The sequence below is a fragment of the Ensifer sp. Root423 genome, from assembly GCF_001426275.1.
Taxonomy (GTDB): Bacteria; Pseudomonadota; Alphaproteobacteria; order Rhizobiales; family Rhizobiaceae; genus Ensifer; species Ensifer adhaerens.
This window is the reverse complement of record NZ_LMEG01000010.1, coordinates 68,191-89,811: the sequence shown is the minus strand read 5'-3', so window position 1 is coordinate 89,811 and position 21,621 is coordinate 68,191. Positions and strand designations below refer to the sequence as shown.

At 58.4% G+C, this 21,621-nt stretch carries 20 protein-coding genes and 2 pseudogenes; 6 read left to right on the top strand and 16 right to left on the bottom strand.

What is annotated here, in order from left to right; translation table 11 throughout:
• The first annotated feature begins 182 nt into the window (after positions 1 to 182).
• Complete coding sequence (locus tag ASD01_RS11845) at positions 183 to 443, top strand: hypothetical protein (RefSeq protein ID WP_034803529.1); 261 nt, start codon at positions 183 to 185, stop codon at positions 441 to 443.
• Positions 444 to 1,064: 621 nt separating this feature from the next.
• Here ASD01_RS11845 and ASD01_RS11840 read toward each other — a convergent pair.
• Positions 1,065 to 2,507 (bottom strand): DUF1254 domain-containing protein, encoded by a 1,443-nt coding sequence (locus ASD01_RS11840; protein WP_034803526.1) that lies wholly within the window; start codon positions 2,505 to 2,507, stop codon positions 1,065 to 1,067.
• Positions 2,508 to 2,531: 24 nt separating this feature from the next.
• Positions 2,532 to 2,909 carry a hypothetical protein gene (locus tag ASD01_RS35535; protein ID WP_060644034.1) on the bottom strand — a complete coding sequence of 126 codons (378 nt, stop codon included), beginning with the start codon at positions 2,907 to 2,909 and terminating at the stop codon, positions 2,532 to 2,534.
• A 115-nt stretch (positions 2,910 to 3,024) separates the two neighbouring features.
• On the opposite strand from ASD01_RS35535, the gene ASD01_RS11830 reads away from it, so the two are divergent.
• Entirely contained in the window at positions 3,025 to 3,288 is a 264-nt protein-coding gene (locus tag ASD01_RS11830; RefSeq protein WP_034803523.1) for a hypothetical protein, read from the top strand.
• Between the two features lie 55 nt (positions 3,289 to 3,343).
• On the opposite strand, the gene ASD01_RS11825 is transcribed toward ASD01_RS11830, so the two are convergent.
• From ASD01_RS11825 to ASD01_RS11815, 3 genes are read right to left on the bottom strand one after another with little or no spacing between them, the layout of a single operon-like run.
• Entirely contained in the window at positions 3,344 to 3,844 is a 501-nt protein-coding gene (locus tag ASD01_RS11825; RefSeq protein ID WP_034803519.1) for an Hsp20/alpha crystallin family protein, read from the bottom strand.
• 25 nt (positions 3,845 to 3,869) lie between these two features.
• Entirely contained in the window at positions 3,870 to 4,274 is a 405-nt protein-coding gene (locus tag ASD01_RS11820) for an Hsp20/alpha crystallin family protein (protein ID WP_034803516.1), read from the bottom strand.
• 9 nt (positions 4,275 to 4,283) lie between these two features.
• Positions 4,284 to 4,718: an Hsp20/alpha crystallin family protein gene (locus ASD01_RS11815; protein WP_063979514.1), complete on the bottom strand. Its 435-nt coding sequence runs from the start codon at positions 4,716 to 4,718 to the stop codon at positions 4,284 to 4,286.
• A 527-nt stretch (positions 4,719 to 5,245) separates the two neighbouring features.
• On the opposite strand from ASD01_RS11815, the pseudogene ASD01_RS36675 reads away from it, so the two are divergent.
• A pseudogene (locus ASD01_RS36675) lies at positions 5,246 to 5,568 on the top strand (type II toxin-antitoxin system RelE/ParE family toxin).
• On the top strand, positions 5,531 to 5,854 hold the full coding sequence (locus ASD01_RS11805) for a helix-turn-helix domain-containing protein (protein ID WP_034803512.1): 324 nt from the start codon (positions 5,531 to 5,533) through the stop codon (positions 5,852 to 5,854). Before ASD01_RS36675 ends, ASD01_RS11805 begins: the two are co-directional and overlap by 38 nt.
• A 507-nt stretch (positions 5,855 to 6,361) precedes the next feature.
• Here ASD01_RS11805 and ASD01_RS36670 read toward each other — a convergent pair.
• From ASD01_RS36670 to ASD01_RS11755, 10 genes and pseudogenes are all read right to left on the bottom strand, one after another.
• Positions 6,362 to 6,556: a TetR/AcrR family transcriptional regulator gene (locus ASD01_RS36670; RefSeq protein WP_244495233.1), complete on the bottom strand. Its 195-nt coding sequence runs from the start codon at positions 6,554 to 6,556 to the stop codon at positions 6,362 to 6,364.
• Positions 6,557 to 6,587: 31 nt separating this feature from the next.
• The gene (gene istA / locus ASD01_RS11795; RefSeq protein ID WP_060644032.1) at positions 6,588 to 8,141 is read right to left on the bottom strand and encodes an IS21 family transposase; all 1,554 of its coding nucleotides are present in this window, start codon (positions 8,139 to 8,141) and stop codon (positions 6,588 to 6,590) included.
• Positions 8,142 to 8,973: 832 nt separating this feature from the next.
• Positions 8,974 to 9,269, bottom strand: a pseudogene (locus tag ASD01_RS36665) (hypothetical protein).
• 162 nt (positions 9,270 to 9,431) lie between these two features.
• Positions 9,432 to 10,514, bottom strand: a complete 1,083-nt coding sequence (locus ASD01_RS11790) for a nucleotidyltransferase family protein (protein WP_060644031.1) — start codon at positions 10,512 to 10,514, stop codon at positions 9,432 to 9,434.
• The gene (locus tag ASD01_RS36660; RefSeq protein WP_234798864.1) at positions 10,501 to 11,091 is read right to left on the bottom strand and encodes a phosphoenolpyruvate carboxykinase (ATP); all 591 of its coding nucleotides are present in this window, start codon (positions 11,089 to 11,091) and stop codon (positions 10,501 to 10,503) included. The genes ASD01_RS11790 and ASD01_RS36660 overlap by 14 nt, the downstream gene beginning before the upstream one ends.
• A 41-nt stretch (positions 11,092 to 11,132) precedes the next feature.
• On the bottom strand, positions 11,133 to 11,603 hold the full coding sequence (locus tag ASD01_RS36655) for a hypothetical protein (protein ID WP_234798863.1): 471 nt from the start codon (positions 11,601 to 11,603) through the stop codon (positions 11,133 to 11,135).
• 767 nt (positions 11,604 to 12,370) lie between these two features.
• Entirely contained in the window at positions 12,371 to 12,676 is a 306-nt protein-coding gene (locus tag ASD01_RS11775) for a DUF1236 domain-containing protein (protein ID WP_034799902.1), read from the bottom strand.
• A gap of 1,014 nt (positions 12,677 to 13,690) precedes the next feature.
• Positions 13,691 to 14,116 carry a hypothetical protein gene (locus ASD01_RS35530; RefSeq protein WP_060528835.1) on the bottom strand — a complete coding sequence of 142 codons (426 nt, stop codon included), beginning with the start codon at positions 14,114 to 14,116 and terminating at the stop codon, positions 13,691 to 13,693.
• A gap of 763 nt (positions 14,117 to 14,879) precedes the next feature.
• The gene (locus ASD01_RS11760; protein ID WP_244495232.1) at positions 14,880 to 16,940 is read right to left on the bottom strand and encodes an ATP-binding protein; all 2,061 of its coding nucleotides are present in this window, start codon (positions 16,938 to 16,940) and stop codon (positions 14,880 to 14,882) included.
• A complete protein-coding gene (locus tag ASD01_RS11755; RefSeq protein ID WP_034799898.1) occupies positions 16,915 to 18,423 on the bottom strand; it encodes an ATPase domain-containing protein in 1,509 nt (502 codons plus the stop codon). The genes ASD01_RS11760 and ASD01_RS11755 overlap by 26 nt, the downstream gene beginning before the upstream one ends.
• 113 nt (positions 18,424 to 18,536) lie before the next feature.
• Between ASD01_RS11755 and ASD01_RS11750 the strand changes: the two genes are divergently transcribed.
• Positions 18,537 to 18,731 (top strand): hypothetical protein, encoded by a 195-nt coding sequence (locus ASD01_RS11750; RefSeq protein ID WP_060644029.1) that lies wholly within the window; start codon positions 18,537 to 18,539, stop codon positions 18,729 to 18,731.
• A 98-nt stretch (positions 18,732 to 18,829) separates the two neighbouring features.
• On the opposite strand, the gene ASD01_RS11745 is transcribed toward ASD01_RS11750, so the two are convergent.
• Entirely contained in the window at positions 18,830 to 19,801 is a 972-nt protein-coding gene (locus ASD01_RS11745; RefSeq protein WP_060644028.1) for a fatty acid desaturase, read from the bottom strand.
• A 240-nt stretch (positions 19,802 to 20,041) separates the two neighbouring features.
• Here ASD01_RS11745 and ASD01_RS11740 point away from each other — a divergent pair, with 240 nt between their 5' ends.
• Complete coding sequence (locus ASD01_RS11740) at positions 20,042 to 21,604, top strand: ABC transporter substrate-binding protein (protein WP_060644027.1); 1,563 nt, start codon at positions 20,042 to 20,044, stop codon at positions 21,602 to 21,604.
• Positions 21,605 to 21,621 lie beyond the last annotated feature (17 nt).

Here is a 21,621-nt window from a genome sequence, read left to right as displayed (position 1 = left end):
GGCCTCAGGGGCCTGGTTCGTTCGGTATGCCTGAATGAGCAAATGCCGATCGTCGTTCAATTCAGGCGCCTGCTCTGTCGGACGCCAATAGAGCAAATCAAGAACGGCCTCGCCGAGATCTCGCATATGAATAGACATTTGATTCCTCACCGCTTGGTCGGGGGGATAACGCGCGAGCACGAATGGGGTTTCACGACATTCCGGTTGCCCGACGAGGCATCGCGAACCCGCTAGCGGCGATGGCGCTCATCGGATTTACCTCTTTGTCAGGAAAACGCGCCACCATCCACGCACGGCATGATGCCGGCTGGGGGAACACGATAGGCTATGATTGGGATGGCGCTCGCGGGCGCCGCATGAAGATCGCGCGAATTGGAACGGCCGTCGCGCTAGCGGCCCTGCTGGTGTCCGTCGCGACCGAGGTGGTGACCCGATCGCTGTAACCGTTATGCGGGTTGGCCCACGCCGCCCGGCGCTATGAGAGCCTCGAGGGCTTCAATCCGAGCGACGAGATCCGTCGTCTGCGTAGCAAGAGTTTCGATCTGCGCTCAGCAACTCTATCGGATGCCACGCTGCTGTCATGGCCGAGGAGCAGGTCAAGACCATCGCGATCGGACCCGACTGGGCAAGCAGGCGCTGGACTTTCCCTTGTCCTGTTTTGTCGCAGTGCCGTCGTTTGGCACGGTTGTAATTAATGCCCGCTCTTCACATTTACCGCTTGCCCAAGCCGCACGGCGGTAAGTCGGCTGCGGACTCTTCGCCTTGATGAGAATCGAGCGAACTTTTGTGCCCACCGTTTATTAAGCGAGTACGGTAATAAACAAAACTTCCGTTTCGTTTATTAAGAGACGGTGCGATTTAACTTCAGCGCAACAATCGACTCAGGAAGGCCATGGACAGCAACGATTCCAACACCAACGGGCGAGTGGACCGCTTTGTGGAAATCGCTGTCGGTGGTGAACGAGTCGCGGCCGAGATAAACACCGTGCTTTTTCAAAGCTGCGCCCGTTGAGGCTGCAACTGCCAGATCCCCGGTTACGGCCGATTCACTATGGCCTTGGACGTCAACCCGTCTTCGTCGCCGCCGGCAGAACCCACGATCCGTCGAGGATCGACGGGTTTCCTTCCTTCGGCCAGTACAGCCGCATCATCAGGATAAACTTACCCTTCGGGGAAGGCAGCCAGTTTGACTCCTTGTCTGCGCCAGGAGATTCGTACTGGATGTAGATATCGGTCGTCCCGTCAGCATTGGCTTTGAGCTCCTGACGGGCGCTAATTGAATAGCGGTTCAGCGGGTTGTCCACGAAGAAGTATCCCGCGTCATACATCGTTATCGACCAGAACCCGTTTACCGGAGGCAGATGTCCCTTGGCAAAGTTGATTACATAGTTTTCCGAGCCGTTATAGTCGCGAGTAAAAAGGCCACTGCCCGACTTCGTACTCGTTGGATAAATCGCATCCTGAGGGCGATTGGCGCCAAGTCCGATGGCGGTGATCAGAGCGCGTTGCAGATAATCCGTACCATAGAGACCGGTTTTTGTCGTGTATGCCCACCCGTTGATGTCCTCGACGTCGCCCCCGCTATCCTTGAAGTGCAACATAATTCGCGCGTACGCAATCTGTGGAAGCCGCTTCTGGAGGACGACATCGAGTTTGCTCTCGTCGAAATCCTTGCCAGGAACAATCCCTATGGTGGCCAACTGCTCCAACAATGGAGCATCGGCCGCGGCGGGGGGATTAGTCTTCAGCAGGTCGCAGAACAGTTTGAAGTAGGCGACCGCATCCAGCGCGTTGACCTGCTCACGAACTGCAGTCTTCATGTCAATAGCTGGATCGGTCTTGCCGGCAGGTGGGGTGTAGTCCGTCCCGAAGCCACTCAAGGGAACGAGCTTCACCTCATCCTGAAGCCTGTGGACTTCGGCATAGTCCTCAGGCGTTCCGGTGCAATAGATACGCCCGAGCAGCCACACCATGCTGGTGGGTGATTTGTATTCAGTCACGCCTTCAGGCAGCGCCCCCGTCCAGCCCGGGCCGGTGATCGCATATGTCTGCGCACCCGGTCCCGTAGTTCTCTTTCCGGGTACTTCAAAGACGTTGGTCCAACCATCGAGCATCGGGAAAAGCGCATAACGATCGCCAAGATCTGGAAGGCTCAAGACATAGGGTTCCTTGGCGACATCAAAGAAAGCATAGGTGTAGAGAGTATCGGCATTAGGAGCGGTCACGTCGCGAAACGATGCGTCGGGGTAGGCGCGCAGTCGACCAATCTGGCCCATCGGCGCCTTCGTGCCTTGGGGTTCGGCGACGTTCGTGATCACGCGCCGCGTGTACTCCATGGTGACTAACGGATAGGCATAAATGTAAGCTTCAAGTGCTGTCCAGAAGTCTGTCCGTCCTAGCAACTCGTCGCCAATCGATCCGTCCTGCGCAACAGCGGGTCCCGCAATCATCCCCATGGCTAGTCCCGCACAGGTCGATGTCGTAAATGCCCGACGCGAAATATTCATGTTCCCCTCCGAACAGGATGTGTATTAGCGGCGAGATGCTAACTCATAACGGGAGGGAAATCGAATCCGAAACTTAGCGTGGAAAACGACCTGGCTGGGCCAGAGATCCGCAAGCGTGCCATACACAGCGACTGCTGATTTGACGATGCTGCCACCATCCCGACTCAACACCCTGACCTGATCATCGGCGGCGTGATTGTCGCCGTAATCATCGGCGCATACATCTATCGGGAGGAAACGAAGCCGGCCGACGCTGCATTTTGGTTTCATCAGAATGGTGTGCCCGTTCAGGAAAACGGATGTTGGAGACAGAGGGAAGAATTGGCAGTTGAACTCGCGTTCATCAGGCGTTTCAATGGTCGCGACTTCACCCCTTGATGCCTTTAGCACATCGATGCCCACGGGTTCTGGCGATTGCCATCCCAACGGCGCCACGCTGACTGTTTAAGAAGGGTACTCTTCGTGGTATTTTGCAATTCGAGCCTGCACCAGGGACCCGTGTGACCGGAAGAGATCGATGAGCGGTGACAATTCGCCAATCGTCTCCGAAGAGGAGATCGCTCTCTACGATGCCATCGAACGAGCGATCGCGAATGTTCGCGCGGCTCTTGTTGAAATCGATCGCGCTTGGGTTCGCATCACTGCGGAACGGCCCAATCCGACTGCCGCTGCTTTCGGCGCTCTGGATAGGGCAGACGAGATGCTGACCGTCGCCCGAGCAGATCTCGCCCGCGCCCGCGCTTCTTTGATGGCCTATCCACGGACGAGACCTCTGCAGTAATCGCTAACATATGCGGCGGTTTCGCCCGCCGCATGTCACGACCGTGAAGTCGATGTCAACTCGCCTTCACCTCGATCTTCCTAACACGCGACAACGCTTCCTCCGTTTTTGGAAGCGTCACGGTCAGGACGCCGTTCTTGAACTGGGCGGCGGCTTTGTCCGCGTCGACGCCCGATGGTAACGGGATCGAGCGGTAGAACGACCCGTAGGAGCGTTCCAACAAGTGATACCCCTTCTTGCTCTCTTCCTGCTCACTTTTCTTTTCTCCTTTGATCGTGAGCGCGCTGTCCGTCAGGGAGACATCGACGTCCTTCTGGTCGATTCCAGGAAGCTCCACCGAAACCTCAATCGCACTCTCGGTTTCGGTGACGTCCATTCGCGGCCCGCCGGTATCCCAGCGCCCGAAGGCACCGAACGGTTGATCGAGCCGCTTCCAGAAATCTTCGAAAATACGGTTCACGTCGCGCTGCAAGGAAAAGACGGGATTTCCCTGGTCTGACTTCGCAATTTCGCTTCCCTTGTTACTGCCCCAGGGGATCAGATCTCTAATCTGCATGGTCAACCTCCTTTCTCCGCACGAATTACGCCATCTTCAGCTTGATCTTTCTCGCCTTTGCCGGCGCGACCTTGGGCAGGACCAACCGCAGGACGCCGTTCTTCTGCGATGCCTCGATACTGTCCCGATCGATATCTTCGGACAGGGTGAAGACGCGCTCATAATTGCCCGCGCCGTATTCGGCATAGATTTGGCGATAGTTGTCGTGCTGTTCGTCCGTCGCGTAGCCCCGAATCGCCAGCGTCCGCTTCTCGAGTGTGATGTCGACACCCTCTGAAGCGACGCCCGGCATGTCCACGAGAACAACGACATTGTCCTCTGTCTCATAGATATCGGTGCGCGGGGCAAACACCGGGCGCGAACGGGTCGGTTCGCCACCGTCAAGCTTGCTTGGAGCCCGGCGTTCAGTCGTTTTCAGTTCCTGAGCCATTTTGGCCTCCTATCCTTTGATCTGGATCTTCTTCGGTCGATCCGTCTCGGGCCGGTGTAGTTCGACTTCAAGAAGCCCGTTTGCGAAACGCGCCTCGACCTGTTCCGGATCGACGCGGAAAGGCAATTGCACCGTTCGAGAGAAGTTTCCGTGCACTCGTTCGCGCCGGTGCCAGACGGATCTCTCGTCCTCCGTCGGGGATCCGCGTTCGCCCCTCAATGTCAACGTGTTCTCGCGAACCGTCAGATCGACCTCTTCAGGCGCGATCCCAGGCAATTCAGCAGTCACCGCTACGCTGCCCTCACCCATCCAGAGGTTGACGGGTGGAAACTCGTGGGCGGCTTTGGCAGTCATGTCGGACAAACGCTGATTCATTTCCTGCTGCATTCGCCGCATTTCCAGAAATGGGTCGAATCCCATGCGGCCAAAATCCGATATCAGCATGTGCATCCTCCTTCGTTTCATAATCAGCCGTTGTTGTTGCTTAAAACGCGCCAAGTACGTGCATGCCGGAGGCCGCAGGATCGGAGACGGACGGAACTGACGATCAGAAGACCGAGACGGTCGATCGCACAACAGCTACGCAAGGGGGTCGGGCAGACGCCGGACCATATCCTCCTTGCGAAGAGATATGAACCGAACCAGTCCAACGCATAAATGGACCATCGTTCCCGTGCCAGGATCCGAGAGGGCATCCGGCAAAAATGAGGTAGGTGAGAAAAGCGCGCGTTTCAAGGGCCGACGTTGCTTGAGAGTAGGACACACGGGAGATGGTTGCGAACCACTACGGCCGTTCCTTGCCGCAGGACGACGCGGCGCTTGCTGCCAGGATCTTGAACCAAGGGTGGGAGGCGGCAAGTCTCCGCGATTTTTCCCGACAACTTGATAGGTGTAGCACCTAGTGCTATATGAAGCGATGCAGACGGACTTTCAGAACAGCATGATTTTTCAAGGCAGCGAAGAAAGCGCGGATCTCAGACAAGGCCCTCCGCAAGGCGATTGAGCAGGCCGCGCGCACAGGCTGACGATCTCGGTGGCGGCGTGTTCAAGAAGCGCTCAACGATAACCTGCACCGTTCGTTCGTTCTGGCGAAACCCGGTGAAGGTTGTTCGCCTATCTGTTCGCGAAGAAGGACCGCGCAAACATCGATGACGACAAGCTCCTGGCTTTTCGGAAGCTCGCCGAACTCTAGCGGCGCAAGACGCAGGCGGAGCTTGATGCCGAAATCGGGACCGGCGCCCTAGAGGAGATTTGCAATGGCGACCAAGCGCAAGTTCAAGAGCGATGTCTTTGATGCGATCCATAGCGCCGTCGAAGACATGTCTGCGGCAGGTACCATCGACAAGGAAACCATGAGGACCTTCGATGAGACTTGCCTGTCCATCCCCCAGGAAATGACGCCGGCTGAGATCAAGGCATTACGCGAGAACAATCATGTCAGCCAGCCAGTCTTCGCGCGCTATCTCAATACCAGCGGGTCCACCGTACAAAAGTGGGAAACCGGCGCCAAGCGGCCGAGCGGCCCCGCATTGAAGCTGCTCTCGATCGTCCGGAAACACGGTCTCGAAATGCTGTCTTAGGAGACGGCGCTGCGGACTGGTCGTGCGGCCTTCATGCAGCGCCTACGTCTCACCTGCCCGGCCGCGCCAGGGATCGGGCGCACCCTGCGTGCCCTCCTGAGAACCTTGTCAAAGTTCATCGTCCTTTCCCGGGCTTTGCGACAGGAACGTTACCCAGCTTTGTGGGGGCCATCAGCCACAGCCTTTACGATGAGTGACGTTAATACGGACGTGGCGATTTGCTGGGATATCGCCCCGGCTTGTGCCTCGGAGGCAAGGGCCTCCGCTGCGCCTAGAAGACCGACGCACACGGGGCGCAAGTGCTCATCTTCTAGGCCGGAGAACGGCCGAAGCGCGTCACACATCAGCTCGACGTATACGTTGAGCATGAGCCGTTGCTATGCGGCCATCTCCTCTGTCCCTTTTAGTGCGGCGGAGATTGCGAGAGCTTCTGGACCAAACTGGGCAAGGCACTTGAAATACGCATCGCTGATGACGTCAGCTACGGCGGTGAGGTCAGTTGGCGCTTCACGGAGAGCAGAGCGGAGCCAGTGGACAATAGTTGTCCTCCAACCGCTTGAACAGCGCCACCAAGAGGCCGGCCCGGGTAGAAAAGTGTTCGTAAGCAATTGGGCGACTGACCCCTGCTTTTCCGGCCAAGGTCCCGAGCGTCAGTTCATCCGCACCCTGATTGCGGACGATTTCCATCGCGACATTCAGCATCTGTTGTGAGCATTCAAGTGTCTTCCTTTCTTCACTGGTAATAGGAACTGCCGCGGATGTTGCCATGCGGCGGGGCTGGCTTGACCGGCTCGGCGGCTGGTGGAGCTTGATCGAGGCCGGATTTGAGGATGGTGCTGACGGAGGAATAGCTGGTCGCATTGATCATCAGCGCCCGATCGCACGCGGCTTCAAGACGCTCAGGTCCGTACCGGCGCGCGAGTGATAGAACGCCTTGAGCGGCGCGGTATCCCTGCTGGGGATGGGGCCTGTCGCGCATCAGCCGTTCGATCAGGATCGCAGCGTTGCGGCCAATCTTTGCGGCCTGCTTGATCAGGCTCGCCGGGGTGGTGTTGGCATAGTGCTGATGCGTCTTCGGCATGTGTTCGTTGACGGTGACGTGACCAGCCCGCTGCGACGTCCGGCGGTGACTGGCGACGCGTTGGTGATCATGGAAGACCTCGACGATCCGGCTTGTGAGCCGGACATCGACCTGGCGGCCAATCAGGCGGTGCGGCACGGAGTAGACGGCCTTATTGACCTCGACATGATAGTCGGGATGAACCTTTGCCGATTTCCATTCGGAATATTCGAATGGCGTTGCTGGCAAGGGGGCGAGCGCTTCGCGTTCGATCGCCTCGAAGAGTTGATGTCGGGATTTGCCAACACGCCGCATCGGCCGGTTATTGAGATCGCCGAGGAGCTGGTTGATCCGCACGTTGAGATCAACGAGGCTGAAGAAGCGCTCATTCCTCAGTCGCGCCAGGATCCAGCGCTCAACGATCAGAACGCTGCCTTCGACCTTGGCTTTGTCCTTCGGCCGTTTTGGGCGGGTCGGCAGGATCGTCGTGTCGTAATGTTCGGCGAATGCCGCAAAAGTGGCGTTGATGGTCGGCTCGAACCACAAGGGCTTGGCAACGCCGGCCTTGAGGTTGTCGCAGACGATCGCTTTCGTTACGCCCCCGAAGAAGCTCAAAGCCCGTTGCTGACCCTCGATCCAGTCTGGCAGCCGTTGAGTGAAGCTCGCATAGGCGAAGGTGTACAAAGAGGCCGGCAGAACCGCGACGAAGATCTGCGCCGGCCGGATCTCGCCCGTCGCCGGATCAATGACGGGGACGGTGTGACCAGCATAGTCGGTCTGCATCGCCGCGCCAGCGGTGTGGCGATTGCGGAAAGTGGCGCTGGCGCGCTGTTCGAAAGCGGCGAAGCGCTCACAGAACCAAGTGTATCCATAACCGTTCGGGTGCCGCTCGCGATATTCCTGCCACAACAGCGTCAGCGTCACGCCCTTTCGCTTCAGTTCACTGGCGATCTGGCTCCAGTCGGGCGCGTGCATATCCTGGGGCGGGCGGCCGCGACGATGGAACAGGCGACGCTGCAACACAGCGTCCTCGTCAAGCCCAGGCGGCAACGGCCAGCCCGTCAGCCCGGCCTCACGCGCCCGCAGCAGGTAGGTCGAAATGGTCGTTTTGCTGATCTTCAGCCGTTCCGATATCGCACGAACCGAAAGCCCCTGTTCGTGCGTCAGTCGCAATATCGATCGAATGTCCTTCACGTCAGTAAGTCTCGCCTGCTTCCGTCTCGCCATTCCCCGCACCCCTCTCAAATCGGGGTCCAGAATGGCAAAACGGCGCGTGCGAAAGTCGATGTTTTAATCGCCGAAAGACTGTCCGGGATTTAATGGAAACCCTATCCGCGAATTACCGAAACCCGCAAAGATCCGCTTCCAGTCGATACATCATGCGATTTGGAAACCCAAAACGTAAATTTACAGCAACAAGCCGTAGCCGGCTCGTGGGAGCCCGGTCTGTCCGCCCCCTAAGGCGACGTCCACGCTTAAGGCTGTGACAGGCTCTGACGCCGCCTTGCACTTGGCAATATGCTGTCCGGTATGGTCTCTAGGTTCGGGAAGGACTGGTGGCTCTGTACTGGATGAAGCGCGCGCCCGTATCTCCTCACGCTAACGGCGGGAGGAGATACGGGCCGTCTCATTGCCCTCAGCGTCAGTAACATTCCTGGGTGAGGCAATAGGCGGGGTCAGATCCTCACTTCGTTTGACAGCCCGCTGAGTCTGCGAAATGCAAGAGCCCGAGGTCGCGCTGGAATCCATGCCGCAGGCGAGGTCGGGTCGTCGAGGACCTATTCCCGTACCGGCTGACGCTTAGGGCGCTCCGCTGTCGCTCCTCCGTGCAGACCTAACGCGAAGCGGACCGTTTCGCGCGCGGAGGCCAAGGGTGAACGCGACTGTCGGGGGGCAGCAGCTTGATTCTCGTCAGCGGCGCGACAATCGCAAGGCCGCCGTGCGGATATCTACAAACAGGACTTGGACATAGATCCGTTCAAGGTGAGCTCCCGGAGCTTCCATTGAGTTTCGGCTGCTTCTCATGTGGTGAGCCACTGGGCGACGAGCCAAATGTGGTCTAAGGGCGTCCGTTCATTTTGCTGCTGCTCTGCGATTGACCGGCACCCGGTCCTCCGCGCGAAACACCACGCCCGTGGCTACTTCCTCTATTTGTCGAACTCGGCCCGTTACCCCAACCATTGTTTCCTTTGCTGCCGCCACCGCCACCACCGGAAGAGGCAATCGCTTGCGACGTCAGGCTGGTTGACAGAAGCATTGTGACGACTGGTGGGTTACGACCGCAAATCGACCGCAGCTCTTCAGAAACTCGCGCCGATCATGGTCGCTTCGTGATTGGTTGAATTCTTCGGCCATCTGCCCTCCCACCCGTCCAACGGATGTTAGATATATTAGCACTAACTACTTTTACATTAAAAGCTACGAGTTATCCATATATCTTTAGATGTAGCTGGGGTGCCCTCCGCATATGCGCCCGAGGTCAATGCTCGGTTGCAAACTCGAAGGCTTCCCAATCGGCTACAGTTTTCCGGGAGGCTTGGCGCGGAAGTTCCGCCGCAATTCGCGAGCCTTTCGCACAAGCTCCCGGCGCTTAGAAGGATAAGGCTCGCCCCCAAAACGATCCCAGGAGCGATAGTGGGCAACTTCCGAGATGAGAGTCAGGAGCGTGAGCGGAGCCCGCAGGTAGTCACAGCCGAGCTGAAGTCGCCGCCGGGCAAACTGGATCCTGGCCGTCGATCCCACTCCCCTAATCGCCGTTCGGTCTAGGCCGAGAAGCGCGGCAGCTGTTACGATTTGGGTCTCGACCGCGTTCCTCTCATAGCCGCTCGCAAAAAGCGCTCTAAGTCCGTTCCAGTCGACCGAGGACGCGCGGGCGAGCGTTGCTATGTCCAGCAGATGGCGCAGGTCGAGTAGCCCGCGCCAATAGTCACCATCTTGAAACTGATCGTGAAGAATGAAAAGAATGATCTGCGCAAAGGCCGTTGGAACGCGTACACGGCCTCCGCCAATATCGACCACGCAACTATCGCCATAAAGCCATTCCGCGTCTCCGAAGGAGGCCGGCCCTTTCGGTCGACACTGAAGATCAATGCTTCCGACATCCGTTGGACGGATCAGGACGACTGGGAGATGGTATTCCGCATTCCCTGGCCAGGAACCTTCACCGGAAGATAGCGCAACCTCATATCCCTGACGGCACAGTGCGTTTGATGCCTCTCGCATATCCTGGGGGCGGACAAGAATGTCCAAATCGGTCAGAAGCCGTGCACCAAGCGCTTCAGGGACAGCACTCGCAAGGATGGCTGTCCCCTTCAGCACGATGGGCTCTATACCGATCTCGTTCAGCGATGCGGCCGCCTCGCCCAGCTGAGCTTTCAGTCTGCAATTTCGGTCAGTGTTCCGCCGATATATCATCGATAGATAGTTGGAGAGATCCTCCGGCAAGTGCGGGTTGGCTTCCTTCACCGCGCCTGCAAGTGAGGTGATCGTCAGGCTTCTGTTCGCAAGGGCTACGATCCCGTCCCAGTTCGCCTCTTTCGGTATGTGCCCGTTGAGGCAGGAGGCGAGCGTAACCAGATCGCGCCAACTATTGCCTGTCATGAAGGCGCCTCAATGTCTCTACGGCTCTGTCGAGGGAAGAGTAGGTAAGCTCGACGGTGCGCGCCTGTGAAACCATATCGAGGAGCCGCTGAAACTGCGGCAAGGCGAGGCGACGCTCTGGCGTGTGCGCACCGGCCAGTAGTTCCGAAAGGGCACGCATGGGCTCAACGTCGCAAAAGACTGGCCCGGTGCGACGACGGCGGATCAGCACGACAGCTTCAGGCTGAACCCGCACGCGTGCAGCATAGGGCAGCCCTGTCGGATAGCGCACACGCTTATTGTCGAGCCGACTATGGATTGGCGCTGCCAGAATTGCATCTGACATGTGGCCGAGCAGCCCCCAAGACCCCTGCTTCAATGCGGGCGAGAAGGGCACTCCCACAAGCAGTCCATCCTCATCCATCAGCGCGATATCATCTCCGCCGTAGGTGAAGCCTGCCGCGAGCAATGCCACGGCGAGTGTCGTCTTGCCGGCCCCCGCCGCGCCACATATCAGGAGGCCTTTTCCGTTCTTGACGAGCAATGCCGCGTGAAGTGCGACATTCAGGCCAAGGTTGGCAAGAATGTCGTCTGCCACAAGCGCCTTGATCGCTGGGGCAACCTCCAAGTCAGCGAGAATCATACCCGAGGAACGATGTCGGCTGATGCATACGCGCTCGCCAAAACGCGCCACGTCGTACGCAGCCGTGTGTGACGTAGCGGCAGCAGCCCCATTGTGGGCGAAAATCGGGACAACGAGGTCGCGAAGCTCTCGATCATAAAAGGCGAGCGATACGGCGGTACCTTCGAAATCAAATGTCTGGTGTCTAACGCAGTGCCCTCGTTCTCATCAAACATGATCTCCAGCAGATTCCATCGTGACAAATGGGCCAGATAGTCTTGCACCGACGCGTGCGCACGCGCTCGGCTTACGCCCCGGGCCACCAGGGCGCCTTCCAACTGATGCGCCGGCGCGGCCTCGGCGAGGAGGCAGGTAAGAAAGGCGCTCAACTCATCCAGTTGGAAAATCTGCTGGGACGCTTCGTCAAAGATAGTCTTCCGTTCCCCAAGCAAGAAGAAACTCTCACCGGCGGAGAGGCGGAACTTCATCGGCGCTTCTCGTTCGCTAAAGACAATTGAATCCACATTCTAGTCGAAAAAAGGGTTGCAAGAGCCGAGCGCCCTCAATCTCATGAAAATAGTCGCTCATCTGTGAGCGTGAGGAGGACCACGACCTCTGCCTGCAAGTCCGAGCCTCTACGCGCGCCGGGTACTCCTGCATCAGGTCGTCGAGAGTCGTCGCGGCGAGCCCGTACGCCTCGAAAAAATCTAGGAGGCAAGGTTCTCTGGCTTGGCGCAGCTGAGGGCGATACCGAGGTAAAGCCATCCCCAGACGGGCTCGACCTAAATGCATCAATCTCATGGTTGCTCCCTCGCTAAAGCTCAAGGCTATTTTGACGTTGGGGCGGGGGGGGGGAAGGATGGCACTGGTTTGGTGAGGATCGTTCGAGAGCGCGCTGCCCACGAAGAGATAGGCTCCGATGACAACTATCGCCAAGAGCGTGATGCCGATCGGCAACCCTCTAGACAATTTGCGCGGTGGCTCGCCGCAGCAGTATGGTTCGTACATTCTCGATCCTCCTGTCGGCAACGACACCAGAACGAACCGAAGGGCGGGTAGGCTGCCTCGGCGTCGTTGTCGCTATGGAGCACTGGATGGATTGTCCACAGGCTAAAGCTAAAATAACGCGACGATATGGGACCGCTACGGATTAGGACCTTTGCGGCCAGATCATGGGACTAAAGTCCAATCGCCGTTCTTCCTCGCGTAGCTCGCGAAGACGTCCCTTCCCCGAAAGGAAGGGACGTGTCTTCAGTCATTCGATAACGCGAACGATCTTGCGAGTGCCTGGATCTACCAGCACGGTGCGATTATCGATGACCACATAGCGGTATTTGATGTCCGGCGCATCAATGGTGTGCAATTCCACCGTCTCGGGGAGTGCGGAGCCCACATTCAGCTCAACGCCCGGAAGATTGATGGAAGCGAGGGGTTTCTTCTTCACGTATTCGCGAACGACCGTTTCCTGCTCTGGCGTGACTAGGACCGTTTGAGCAAAACCAAAGCCGGAAGCCCCGAGCAGAAACAAACCTGCAAGGGCAGAACTGACAACCTTCTTCATGTACGTCTCCATCTGTTTTGAATTCCCTGCTCTCAAAGCGGGAACACTTTGCAAACGTTCTTGGGCAATTAGCGTTCCAGGGTCAGACTTCAGTCGCACGCACTTCGACTTAGGTCTTGCCCCCGCCCAGACCATAGTCTGGCTTGAATCGGTTCAACGAGGCCCAAGCAGTTCCCTCCTCCTCCTCTTTTGACCCTGCAACGCCGCGGTGCAACGGGCCGCCGCGAGGTCCTGAATGGCCTTCGAGGTGGCACGGCTATCGCCTCACCATGCTGAAGCGGGCAACGTGAGGGCAATCACCCGTGGCGGTCACGACGACGAAAAGTTCGGGTCGCCGAGCCTCGCGAGTACGGCCATCTGGCGAGGCGGTTGTTCTCGACGACCAGGGTCCGACTTCGGCCTGCTTCAGCGCAGCGGTTGGCAGGCATCCGAGCCTGCACGATGCCGCCGAAATCATCTTCTTTGCCTTCGTTGTTCCGCATCTATCTCGGGATGATGCCACTTGCCGAACAACAGCAACTGCTCATAACCGATCGTCTCTGGCAGGACTGGCGCGATCCGCTTCTGCAAGGAAATGCACGCTTACGGCGCCGAGTTCTTCCGCGCCGCGTGCGAACACGGGCACGAAGGGATCAAGCCAAGCAGGGGGACCCGCCCTATCGATCGGGGCGCTGGCCGGAGCGTCAGAAGATTAAATGCGTGCCTCGCGACACCTTTGTGATCGGAGGTTATGGGGGCGCGACAGTAACTGGCGCCATTGACCGACTGCTGCTGGCGGCGAAGAAGGGCGCGGAACTTGTACGGTGCCGGATGGAACAAGGAATCCGTGCAGCTTCGCGAGCCTCTCGACATCATGCCGGCGATCCGCCCGCCAGTTGTGCTGAAACGAAGGGGCGCGCCATTTCTGCTACCTATAGCTGTCGCTGAAGCATGGCCCCATGACCGCAACCTGCGTCATCCGTCATTTAAGAGGGTCGGCGAGCGAAACGATACGTTTACCAGCTCAATCGATCTCTACCGCGGTCGACGCCCCAGGCGGAGCTCCACCATTAGACGCACCAACCATCTTCTGACATCCGAGGTCGCAATAAATTCTTCTACATGTTCGATCGCGTAATCGAGCGTTTGTTCAGTCAGGGCAGTCGCCTCACTCGGCGAGGCAGTCAGGCTCCGCGCCCATGCTGACAAATCAGGCAACAAATCTACTACGCGGGAGTTCCCGTCGCCGCTCATGGGGAGGCTGAACTCCTCCAAACGCGTTTCGAGTTCCCGCGCATCACGCGTGCCGCTCATGAACAATTCAAGGGTGTATCGGGCCAGCCACTCTCCCTCGTCGCTTTGGCGGTTTATCGCGCGAGCACTCACGATCTTCTCATAGACCGTGGCAATTACAGTGAAATCTTCAGGAAGTATGTATCCGGATTGTTGCGGAACAAACATGGCGCAATCTCCTCCAGTTGGGGCGAAAGCGCTTTTTGATCTTCCAGCCGCCGGAGCCCTTCTTAAAGTCCAGCGATGATCACATTGTGCGCCTCTGAAGGCTCAATTGAAAGTAACTTTGACATATTGAGCGGAATTCTGGTTTTCTGCTTTCGGATTTCAAGTTTCCGGCAATCGTACTGCCTTTGACAATGCCTCTTTGTTCGCGGCCGGCCAGAAACGTGTGTAGATCCTCAATCGCTGCCAGTCCTTGCCCAACCACCCGTCCAAGTTCTCGGGCGCCCAGGCGTTGGTTTGACCCTTGTGGCGCGAGGCACGCACTCCGAGCAGGAAGGCCGGTCCGCGCAGGCTCAACCTTCCCAGCGCGATGGATGCGCGCGGGGTAACAGCGATGACAATGAGGTACGACCGGATCAATAAGGCAGTTCTAAACGCCGCCGCCAGCGGCCTCTTGCTTCGGCGCTGGGTAAGGTCCTGCAGCAAAACACAGAGCACTCAGCTGCTTCGCTTGCCGATCCCTTTGCGGGCTTTCTGATGGATGAGTTTCGTGGCGGCGTCAGCGACGAGGCGGAGCTATTTGAAGAAGCGATGGCGCGTGAGGGTGTCCGCCACGGCCGGCATCCGTTCGTTGTCAAACCGCCCGCAGTCGCTTGAGCTTGATCAACTAGAAGCAATGGCGCGCCACCCAAGCTGGGGTGGCGTCTAACAAGAGGACGTGACGATCGGCACCGTGCCAAAGCCATTCATAACCTATCGCGTTGGTCTAACTTAGACCCCTGAGGACACTCTCGATCTCCACGGCGAGTTGTTGCTGACTGTAGGGCTTTGCGAGCCTCGCCACGTCGAAATCGATGCCGGGTGGCAGCTCGGCATATCCCGATGCAATGAGAATCGGAAGATCCGGAAATAGGTCCCGCGCGGCATTTGCGAGGTCTCCCCCCGTCATTTCCGGCATAGAATAATCCGTGATGAGCAGGTCGAAGCGGCCATCGTCCTTAAGATGAGCGAGTGCCTCCTTTCCAGAATGCGCCTCGACGACCTCGTGGCCCAGATCGACGAGCATGTCGACCGAACTCATGGCGATCAGGAAATCATCGTCCACCAGAAGAACGCGTAGCGGTTTTACCCTTTGGTCCGGTTCCGAAACCTCTGTGTCCTTTGACACAACTGGGCTTTCGTCCGAAACCGGAATCCAGAGCTCGGCTCTGGTGCCTTTCCCTGGCGTGCTAGTGAGCCGCAGCGCTCCTTGCAACTGAAGGGCGAGGCCATGAATCATCGACAAGCCCAAACCCGTCCCCTTGCCAAGTTCCTTGGTCGAGAAGAACGGCTCTATCGCCTTTTGCAGCGTGTTGTCATCCATGCCGTGGCCCTCGTCGGCAACGGAGAGCACGCCGTACCGACCCGCCGCGAGCTCGCCCTCCGGCTTCGCCACATTCTCCACCTGAAGCGATATGCAGATCGTCCCGCCGTTCGGCATAGCATCTCGGGCATTCACCACGAGGTTGAGAAGGGCGAGCTCCAACTGGTTGGAGTCAGCAAGTACCGGATCCATTCGATCGGGAATGCGAATTTCGATCACAATGCCCGTGCCGACTGATCGATTAAGGAGATCCGTCATCTCCCTCACCAACTCGCCCAGATCTACTGGATCTACACTGAGGTCCTGCCGGCGCGCGAATGCCAAAAGCCGCTGTGTTAGCGACGCACCGCGCTTTGCGCCCTGAAGCGCACCATCGATCAAACGCTCGGCTTTCGCGTCACCACCAGTGTGTTTGCGCAGGAGCTCCAGGTTTCCTAGCACCGCCATCAAAAGATTGTTGAAATCGTGAGCGACTCCACCTGTCAGCTGACCGATAGCTTCCATCTTCTGGGCCTGCCGAAGCTGCGCCTCGGCACGCTCGCGCTGGGCCACTTCCGCCATGACGGTTCCGTGAGCCTTGTGCAGTTCAGCCGTCCGCTCGGCGACACGCTCTTCAAGGATCTCGTTCAATCGCTTTTGCTGCTCTTCGGACGATACCCTGGCGGTGATATCAGAAGAGACGCCAACCAACTTGACCGCGTTCCCTCTCCGGTCGCGATAGAGCTGCGCGCGCATTTCCGCCCAATGAATGGACCTGTCGGGCCAGACGGTACGATATTCGATTGCATAGTCGGCCCCGCTCTCGATGGTGGCCTGCATCGCCGTTTTCATCCTCTCCACATCGTCAGGATGAGTAGCGGCAAGGAGGTCGCCATAGGTGAATGCCCCGCCAGCGCTCCTGCCGAACACCCCCCGACAGGTGATCGATGTGGTGAGAGCATAGGTGGTGAGGTCGAGTTCCCACGCACCCAGATGGCCTGCCTCAAGCGCCGTCTTTAGCCGCCGTTCCCCCTCGTCCAGCGCCTCGATCCGGAGTCGAGCTTCGTACTGGCGTCGGCGGCCCCGCAGCGCCGACCTCGCAACGCTGATGAACGTCGTGGCATGAAATGGTCGTTCTACAAAGCTGACGTTCCCCAGCACCTCCAACAGGCGGCTCGCGGAAGGGTTACGCTCAGGCCCACCTCCTCGATGGGTCAAGATGATAAAGGGAAGGTCGGACCAGCTCGGTTGCGATTTGATCCACGCCGAAAGTGGGCGAAGGTCGGCCGAGCGCAAGGCCTCCTCCGTCACGACAGCAAAAGCAACATCCTCATCCAGAGCCGAGACGAAAGCGGCAACGTCCTTGCCGATTTTCGGCCGAATGCCGGCTTCCGACAAAAGCGCGGCCGCGATCTGCGCGTCCCTTCCCAAAGGGGCATGGATCAGAGCAATGGCGTCTCTATTTGGAATCGTCCTCGCCCTCACTTGACTTCAGCAGCGGTTGGTTTTCACCGACAAAGGTCGGGACGCCGCGTAACACGCCCTGGAAATCCGAAAGAGGATCTCCAAGCGAAAGGCCGCCCTGGCCGATCGTAAACTCCCTTATCGTGTCCTCGTGTTTGCCGGTCCGCTTTTTCACGACGGAGATCGCCCTCCTGACCTTGCCGACCGCCTCGAAGTAGCGCAGCAGAACGACGGTGTCGGCGAGATAGGTCACGTCTACCGGCGACTTCATGTCACCGACCAGCCCATGCTGCGCCACCGTTACGAAGGTGTTTGCGCCCTGGCGGTTCAGATACTGCAGCAGCTCGTGGATGTGGAGGACGAGCGCGCTTTCCTCCGGCATGGAGGCCTGATAGCCGTTGATGCTGTCTATGACGACCGTCTTTGCGTCAAATCTGGTAACGTGCTCGCGCACACGCTGGGCGAACTCGCCAGGTGAAACCTCAGCTGCATCCAACTGCTCGATGTGAATCGAGCCGTCCCGCTGGTAGTTTTCCAAGTCAAAGCCAAGGTCTTTCATGCGCCGGAACAGCAGCCCCAGTTCTTCATCGAAGATGAAGAGGGCGGCCTTTTCGCCACGCTTGACGGCCGCTTCGACGAATTGAAGCGCAAAGAGACTTTTACCCATGCCCGCAGGACCGATCAACAGCGTGCTCGATCCCCGCTCGATGCCGCCACCCAGCAACGCGTCAAGTTCAGCGATCCCGCTCTTTAACGTAGAGCGCTCGAACTCCGTGCGGTGCTCGATCGCTCGCAATCGCGGAAAGACGGAAACACCTCCAGTCTTGATGATGAAGTCGTGATAACCACCGCGGAATGCCTGACCGCGGTACTTGGTAATCCTCAGGCGGCGTCTTTCCGAACCATAGCTCGGCGCCAGTTGTTCAAGGTGAATAACCCCGTGCACTACGCTGTGAACCGTCTTGTCGAGACTGTCGGAGGTCATGTCGTCGAGAAGCAAGACCGTGGCGCCTGTAGACGAAAAGAAGTGCTTCAAAGCCAGAATTTGCCGGCGATAGCGAAGGGAGCTTTGGGCAAGCAGCCTGATTTCCGACAGGCTGTCGAGCACGACGCGGTTCGGCTGAACCCTTTCGAAAACCTCAAATATCATTTTGGTGGTCTCGCCGAGTTCCAGATCCGACGAGTAGAGCAAGCTCTGCTGTTGTTCGGCGTTCAACAGGCTCTCAGGCGGAACGAGCTCGAATATTTCGATATTTCTATGGATTTCCATCCCGTGCGAGAGCGCACTGTCGCGTAGCTCATCCTCGGTCTCGGACAACGTGATATAGAGACATTTCTCACCGAGCGCGGCGCCCTGCTGAACAAACTGCATGGCGATCGTGGTCTTCCCCGTGCCCGGCGCCCCCTCGAGAAGGAATACGTGTCGACGTGACAAACCGCCCGAAAGGATGTCGTCCAGCCCTTCGACACCTGTTTTGGCCTTCGACATAACGCTTGTGTCCATTTTTGCCCTCCGTTGATCACAGGTAACTAGTGTCGAGCGGAGCGAAGGCAACAGGCGAGTCGTCACCATACGCATGACACCTACGGCTGAACCGAGGATTGGCGACCACGATCATGGCGCCGTATCCGAACCTCCCGGTTGTCCTGGCGACCGGCTACGCGGACGTCGAACGCATCGGCGCCACGTCACGTTTCCGGCCACTTGCAAAGCCCTATGCGCGACGGCCGCTCGCTGAGGCTTTGTCGGCAACGGCCGTGAAGGTTGAAACCCTGCCGGCATGCGGTTTCTGCGAAACCACCAATATTTAAGCGATATAGAATGCTCTGCGCATCGGAAATACCCACCAGCATTCCGGCCGTGCACACTGGAATCCCGCCGCCGAAGATCTCTCGTGCAATCCTCTCCTCTACAGATACTCGCTAGAGATCATTGACGACGAGCTTCTGTGAAGGGGATGACGCAGGTCGTCATGCGGCCGGAAGAAGTAGCGGCGCGCCACGTCGAGATAGCCGTCATAGATGAGCCCGCCATTGATCAACACAAGCGTCTGCTTGTGCCGTTGGTAAAGCGCCGGGATCCGGTACCAGGGAACACCCGGCCGCTGGTGGTGGAGGACATGCAGGTTGTTGTAGAGAAACAACAAACCAAAGAGCGTGCTGTTTTCGACGATCGCTGTGCGCTCGTCGTGATGATCGGCGTAACGGTGCTCCGCATAGGAGCGCAACCGGGTCAGGGCCGCGCCGACATAGACAAAGCCGAAGAGGTAGAGCCACAGAGGCATGCCGCAGACGGCGATGACCCAGACCAGAACGGCGGCTACGCCGATCGCGTGACGGATCCAGAAGTTGCTGCGGGCTCGGTCCCCTTCGAGGAGGAGTGCTGCCTCCTGCGCCAAGAAACTGACGATCATCACCAGCGGACCCAGGATCAAGCGCCCGAACAGGGTGCTGTTCCACCTGGCCAGAGACCGCCCGACGAGACCCAGCCGATCCCAGCCTGCCTGGGTGAGATAGGATGACTCCGGGTCCTCTATGGGATCCGTCAGATGTTCATCGCGGTGATGGGTCAAGTGTCCCTCGCGGTAGATCGCGTAGGGCAGCCAAAGCGACAGCGGCGGCCAGCCGATGGCGTCGTTGATGCTCCGATTTCGGGTTGGATGGCCATGGATGACCTCGTGTTGCAGCGATCCATGCCAGGCAATCAGCCATCCGCCGAGCGCGATGACAACCGCAAGGGGGAGCGATTGCCAAAACCAGGTAAGCCCAAGAAAGCCGCCATAAATGACGAGCGCGAGAACGACGGTCTGCCACTCAATACGGGTGATGCTGGAGAGGGACGATTGTGACGGAAGGTCTTCTGAAGACCGAGAATTGGACATGTCGTGTTACCCGGAAAGCGAAAAAAGCAATAGAATTCAACCGCCAATATAATCGCGCTGCACCGGAACCCGCGCCGCATGTCTTTGCAAGACGGCGCTGAAAAACGGAAAACTGGTTGCGTCAGAAGAACGAAACGTAAAATATTTATTCTATGTAATTGATGTATTATTAGCTCTAATGCGCCCATCGAATTGACGCGCTGCCCTGCCCTGGGGAGCGCCAATCCTGGAGGACATGCCATGACATTCAACCCCACGCGACGGCAGGTACTTGTCGGCGGCGCTTCCCTCGCGACGATCGTTGCGCTTGGTGGCGTCCATCCGGCCTTTGCCGGCGCCGATCGCACCAAGATCACCGTGCGCGTCGAAAAGGATCTCTCGAACCTCGATCCGGCCAATCGATCCGGTCCGATCGACCTCAACGTCATCTGGTCGGTGCAGCAGGGGCTGATCTCCTTCAAGCCCGGCTCGACCGAATGGGAATTGGATGCGGCCGAAGAACTGGAACAGGTGAGTGATACTGAAATCCGCTTCAAGCTGCGCAGTGGCCTCGCCTTCACCGGCGGCTACGGCGACCTGACAGCGGAAGACGTGAAGTTCTCTTTCGAACGCTTCATCACGCCAGACGCGGAAGGCAAGCCCGTCACCTACGCGAAGGACTGGTCAGCGCTCGATCGCGTGGAGGTAACCGCGCCGCTCGAGGGTCGGATCATCCTCAAGAATCCGGCGCCGGCGCTCTATACGATCGCGCTCGCCGACGGTTCCGGCCGCATCGTCTCGAAGAAGGCTTTCGAGGCGCTCGGCAAGGATATCGCCACCAAGCTCGTCGGAAGTGGACCCTACGTGCTCAAGGAATGGACGCCGCGTGAACAGTTCGTGCTTGAGATCAACCCGGACTACAAGGGACCGATCAAGGCGCATTTCCATCAGATCGTCGGCAAGCCGATCGGCGAGCAGAACACCGCCGAAATCGCCTTTAAGTCCGGCGAGATCGACTTCACCGCGATCGATCCCGAAAACGGAAAGTCGATGGCGGCGCTGCCGGATGCAAGCATCACCGAGATCCCGGCGATCGACTATGTCTGGTTCGGCCCGAACATCGAGAAGGCGCCGTTCGACGATATCCGCGTGCGTCAGGCCATCCGCTATGCCGTCGATATCGATGCCATCCTGCAAGGCGCCTATTCCGGCCTTTATCCGCGCGCTAACGCTCTGCTTGCCCCGAGCCTGCTGGGCTACTGGAAGGACGCGCCGGTCCATGCCCGTGACCTCGATAAGGCGCAGGCGCTGCTTAGAGAGGCGGGTCACGCCGACGGTTTCAAGACGAAGCTCACCATCGAGGCCAATGCCCGCTATGAGGCGATCGCCCAGATCATCCAGGCAAACTTTGCCGAAGTGGGTATCGAGGTCGAGATCGAGGCGTTAGAATCGGCCGCCTACTGGGCGCTCGGCGAAAACGACGCCAGCAAGGACCTCGAACTTTCGCTCATCAAATTCAACGGCAAGTTCGACCCCGGCTTCCAGACACAATGGTTCACCTCGGCACAAGTCGGTCAGTGGAACTGGCAACGCTGGAAGAATGCCGATTTCGATGCCTTGCACGAGAAAGGCGGCGTCACGGTCGATCCGGCCGAGCGCGAGAAGATCTACATCGAAGCGCAGAAGCTGCTCGACGAATCGGCTGCCTTTATCTGGATCACCCACAACCTCAACGCGTTCGCTTCGCGAAAGTGGCTGAAGCCCGGCGTCCTGCCGAACGGCAATAACTGGCTTTACACCGCCTTTACGCAAGCGACGGCTTGACCTGATGGCAGCCTGCG

Coding starts and splice junctions, on each gene's coding strand:
- ASD01_RS11815 (WP_063979514.1), bottom strand. CDS start 4,718: ATGCTGATATCGGATTTTGGCCGCATGGGATTCGACCCATTTCTGGAA.
- ASD01_RS11825 (WP_034803519.1), bottom strand. CDS start 3,844: ATGCAGATTAGAGATCTGATCCCCTGGGGCAGTAACAAGGGAAGCGAA.
- ASD01_RS11790 (WP_060644031.1), bottom strand. CDS start 10,514: ATGACAGGCAATAGTTGGCGCGATCTGGTTACGCTCGCCTCCTGCCTC.
- ASD01_RS11745 (WP_060644028.1), bottom strand. CDS start 19,801: ATGTCCAATTCTCGGTCTTCAGAAGACCTTCCGTCACAATCGTCCCTC.
- ASD01_RS36655 (WP_234798863.1), bottom strand. CDS start 11,603: ATGAAGTTCCGCCTCTCCGCCGGTGAGAGTTTCTTCTTGCTTGGGGAA.
- ASD01_RS11845 (WP_034803529.1), top strand. CDS start 183: ATGGGGTTTCACGACATTCCGGTTGCCCGACGAGGCATCGCGAACCCG.
- ASD01_RS11750 (WP_060644029.1), top strand. CDS start 18,537: ATGGCGCCGTATCCGAACCTCCCGGTTGTCCTGGCGACCGGCTACGCG.
- ASD01_RS11775 (WP_034799902.1), bottom strand. CDS start 12,676: ATGAAGAAGGTTGTCAGTTCTGCCCTTGCAGGTTTGTTTCTGCTCGGG.
- ASD01_RS11830 (WP_034803523.1), top strand. CDS start 3,025: ATGAGCGGTGACAATTCGCCAATCGTCTCCGAAGAGGAGATCGCTCTC.
- ASD01_RS11820 (WP_034803516.1), bottom strand. CDS start 4,274: ATGGCTCAGGAACTGAAAACGACTGAACGCCGGGCTCCAAGCAAGCTT.
- ASD01_RS11740 (WP_060644027.1), top strand. CDS start 20,042: ATGACATTCAACCCCACGCGACGGCAGGTACTTGTCGGCGGCGCTTCC.
- ASD01_RS36670 (WP_244495233.1), bottom strand. CDS start 6,556: ATGCTGAATGTCGCGATGGAAATCGTCCGCAATCAGGGTGCGGATGAA.
- ASD01_RS35530 (WP_060528835.1), bottom strand. CDS start 14,116: ATGTTTGTTCCGCAACAATCCGGATACATACTTCCTGAAGATTTCACT.
- istA (WP_060644032.1), bottom strand. CDS start 8,141: ATGGCGAGACGGAAGCAGGCGAGACTTACTGACGTGAAGGACATTCGA.
- ASD01_RS11805 (WP_034803512.1), top strand. CDS start 5,531: ATGGCGACCAAGCGCAAGTTCAAGAGCGATGTCTTTGATGCGATCCAT.
- ASD01_RS11755 (WP_034799898.1), bottom strand. CDS start 18,423: ATGGACACAAGCGTTATGTCGAAGGCCAAAACAGGTGTCGAAGGGCTG.
- ASD01_RS11840 (WP_034803526.1), bottom strand. CDS start 2,507: ATGAATATTTCGCGTCGGGCATTTACGACATCGACCTGTGCGGGACTA.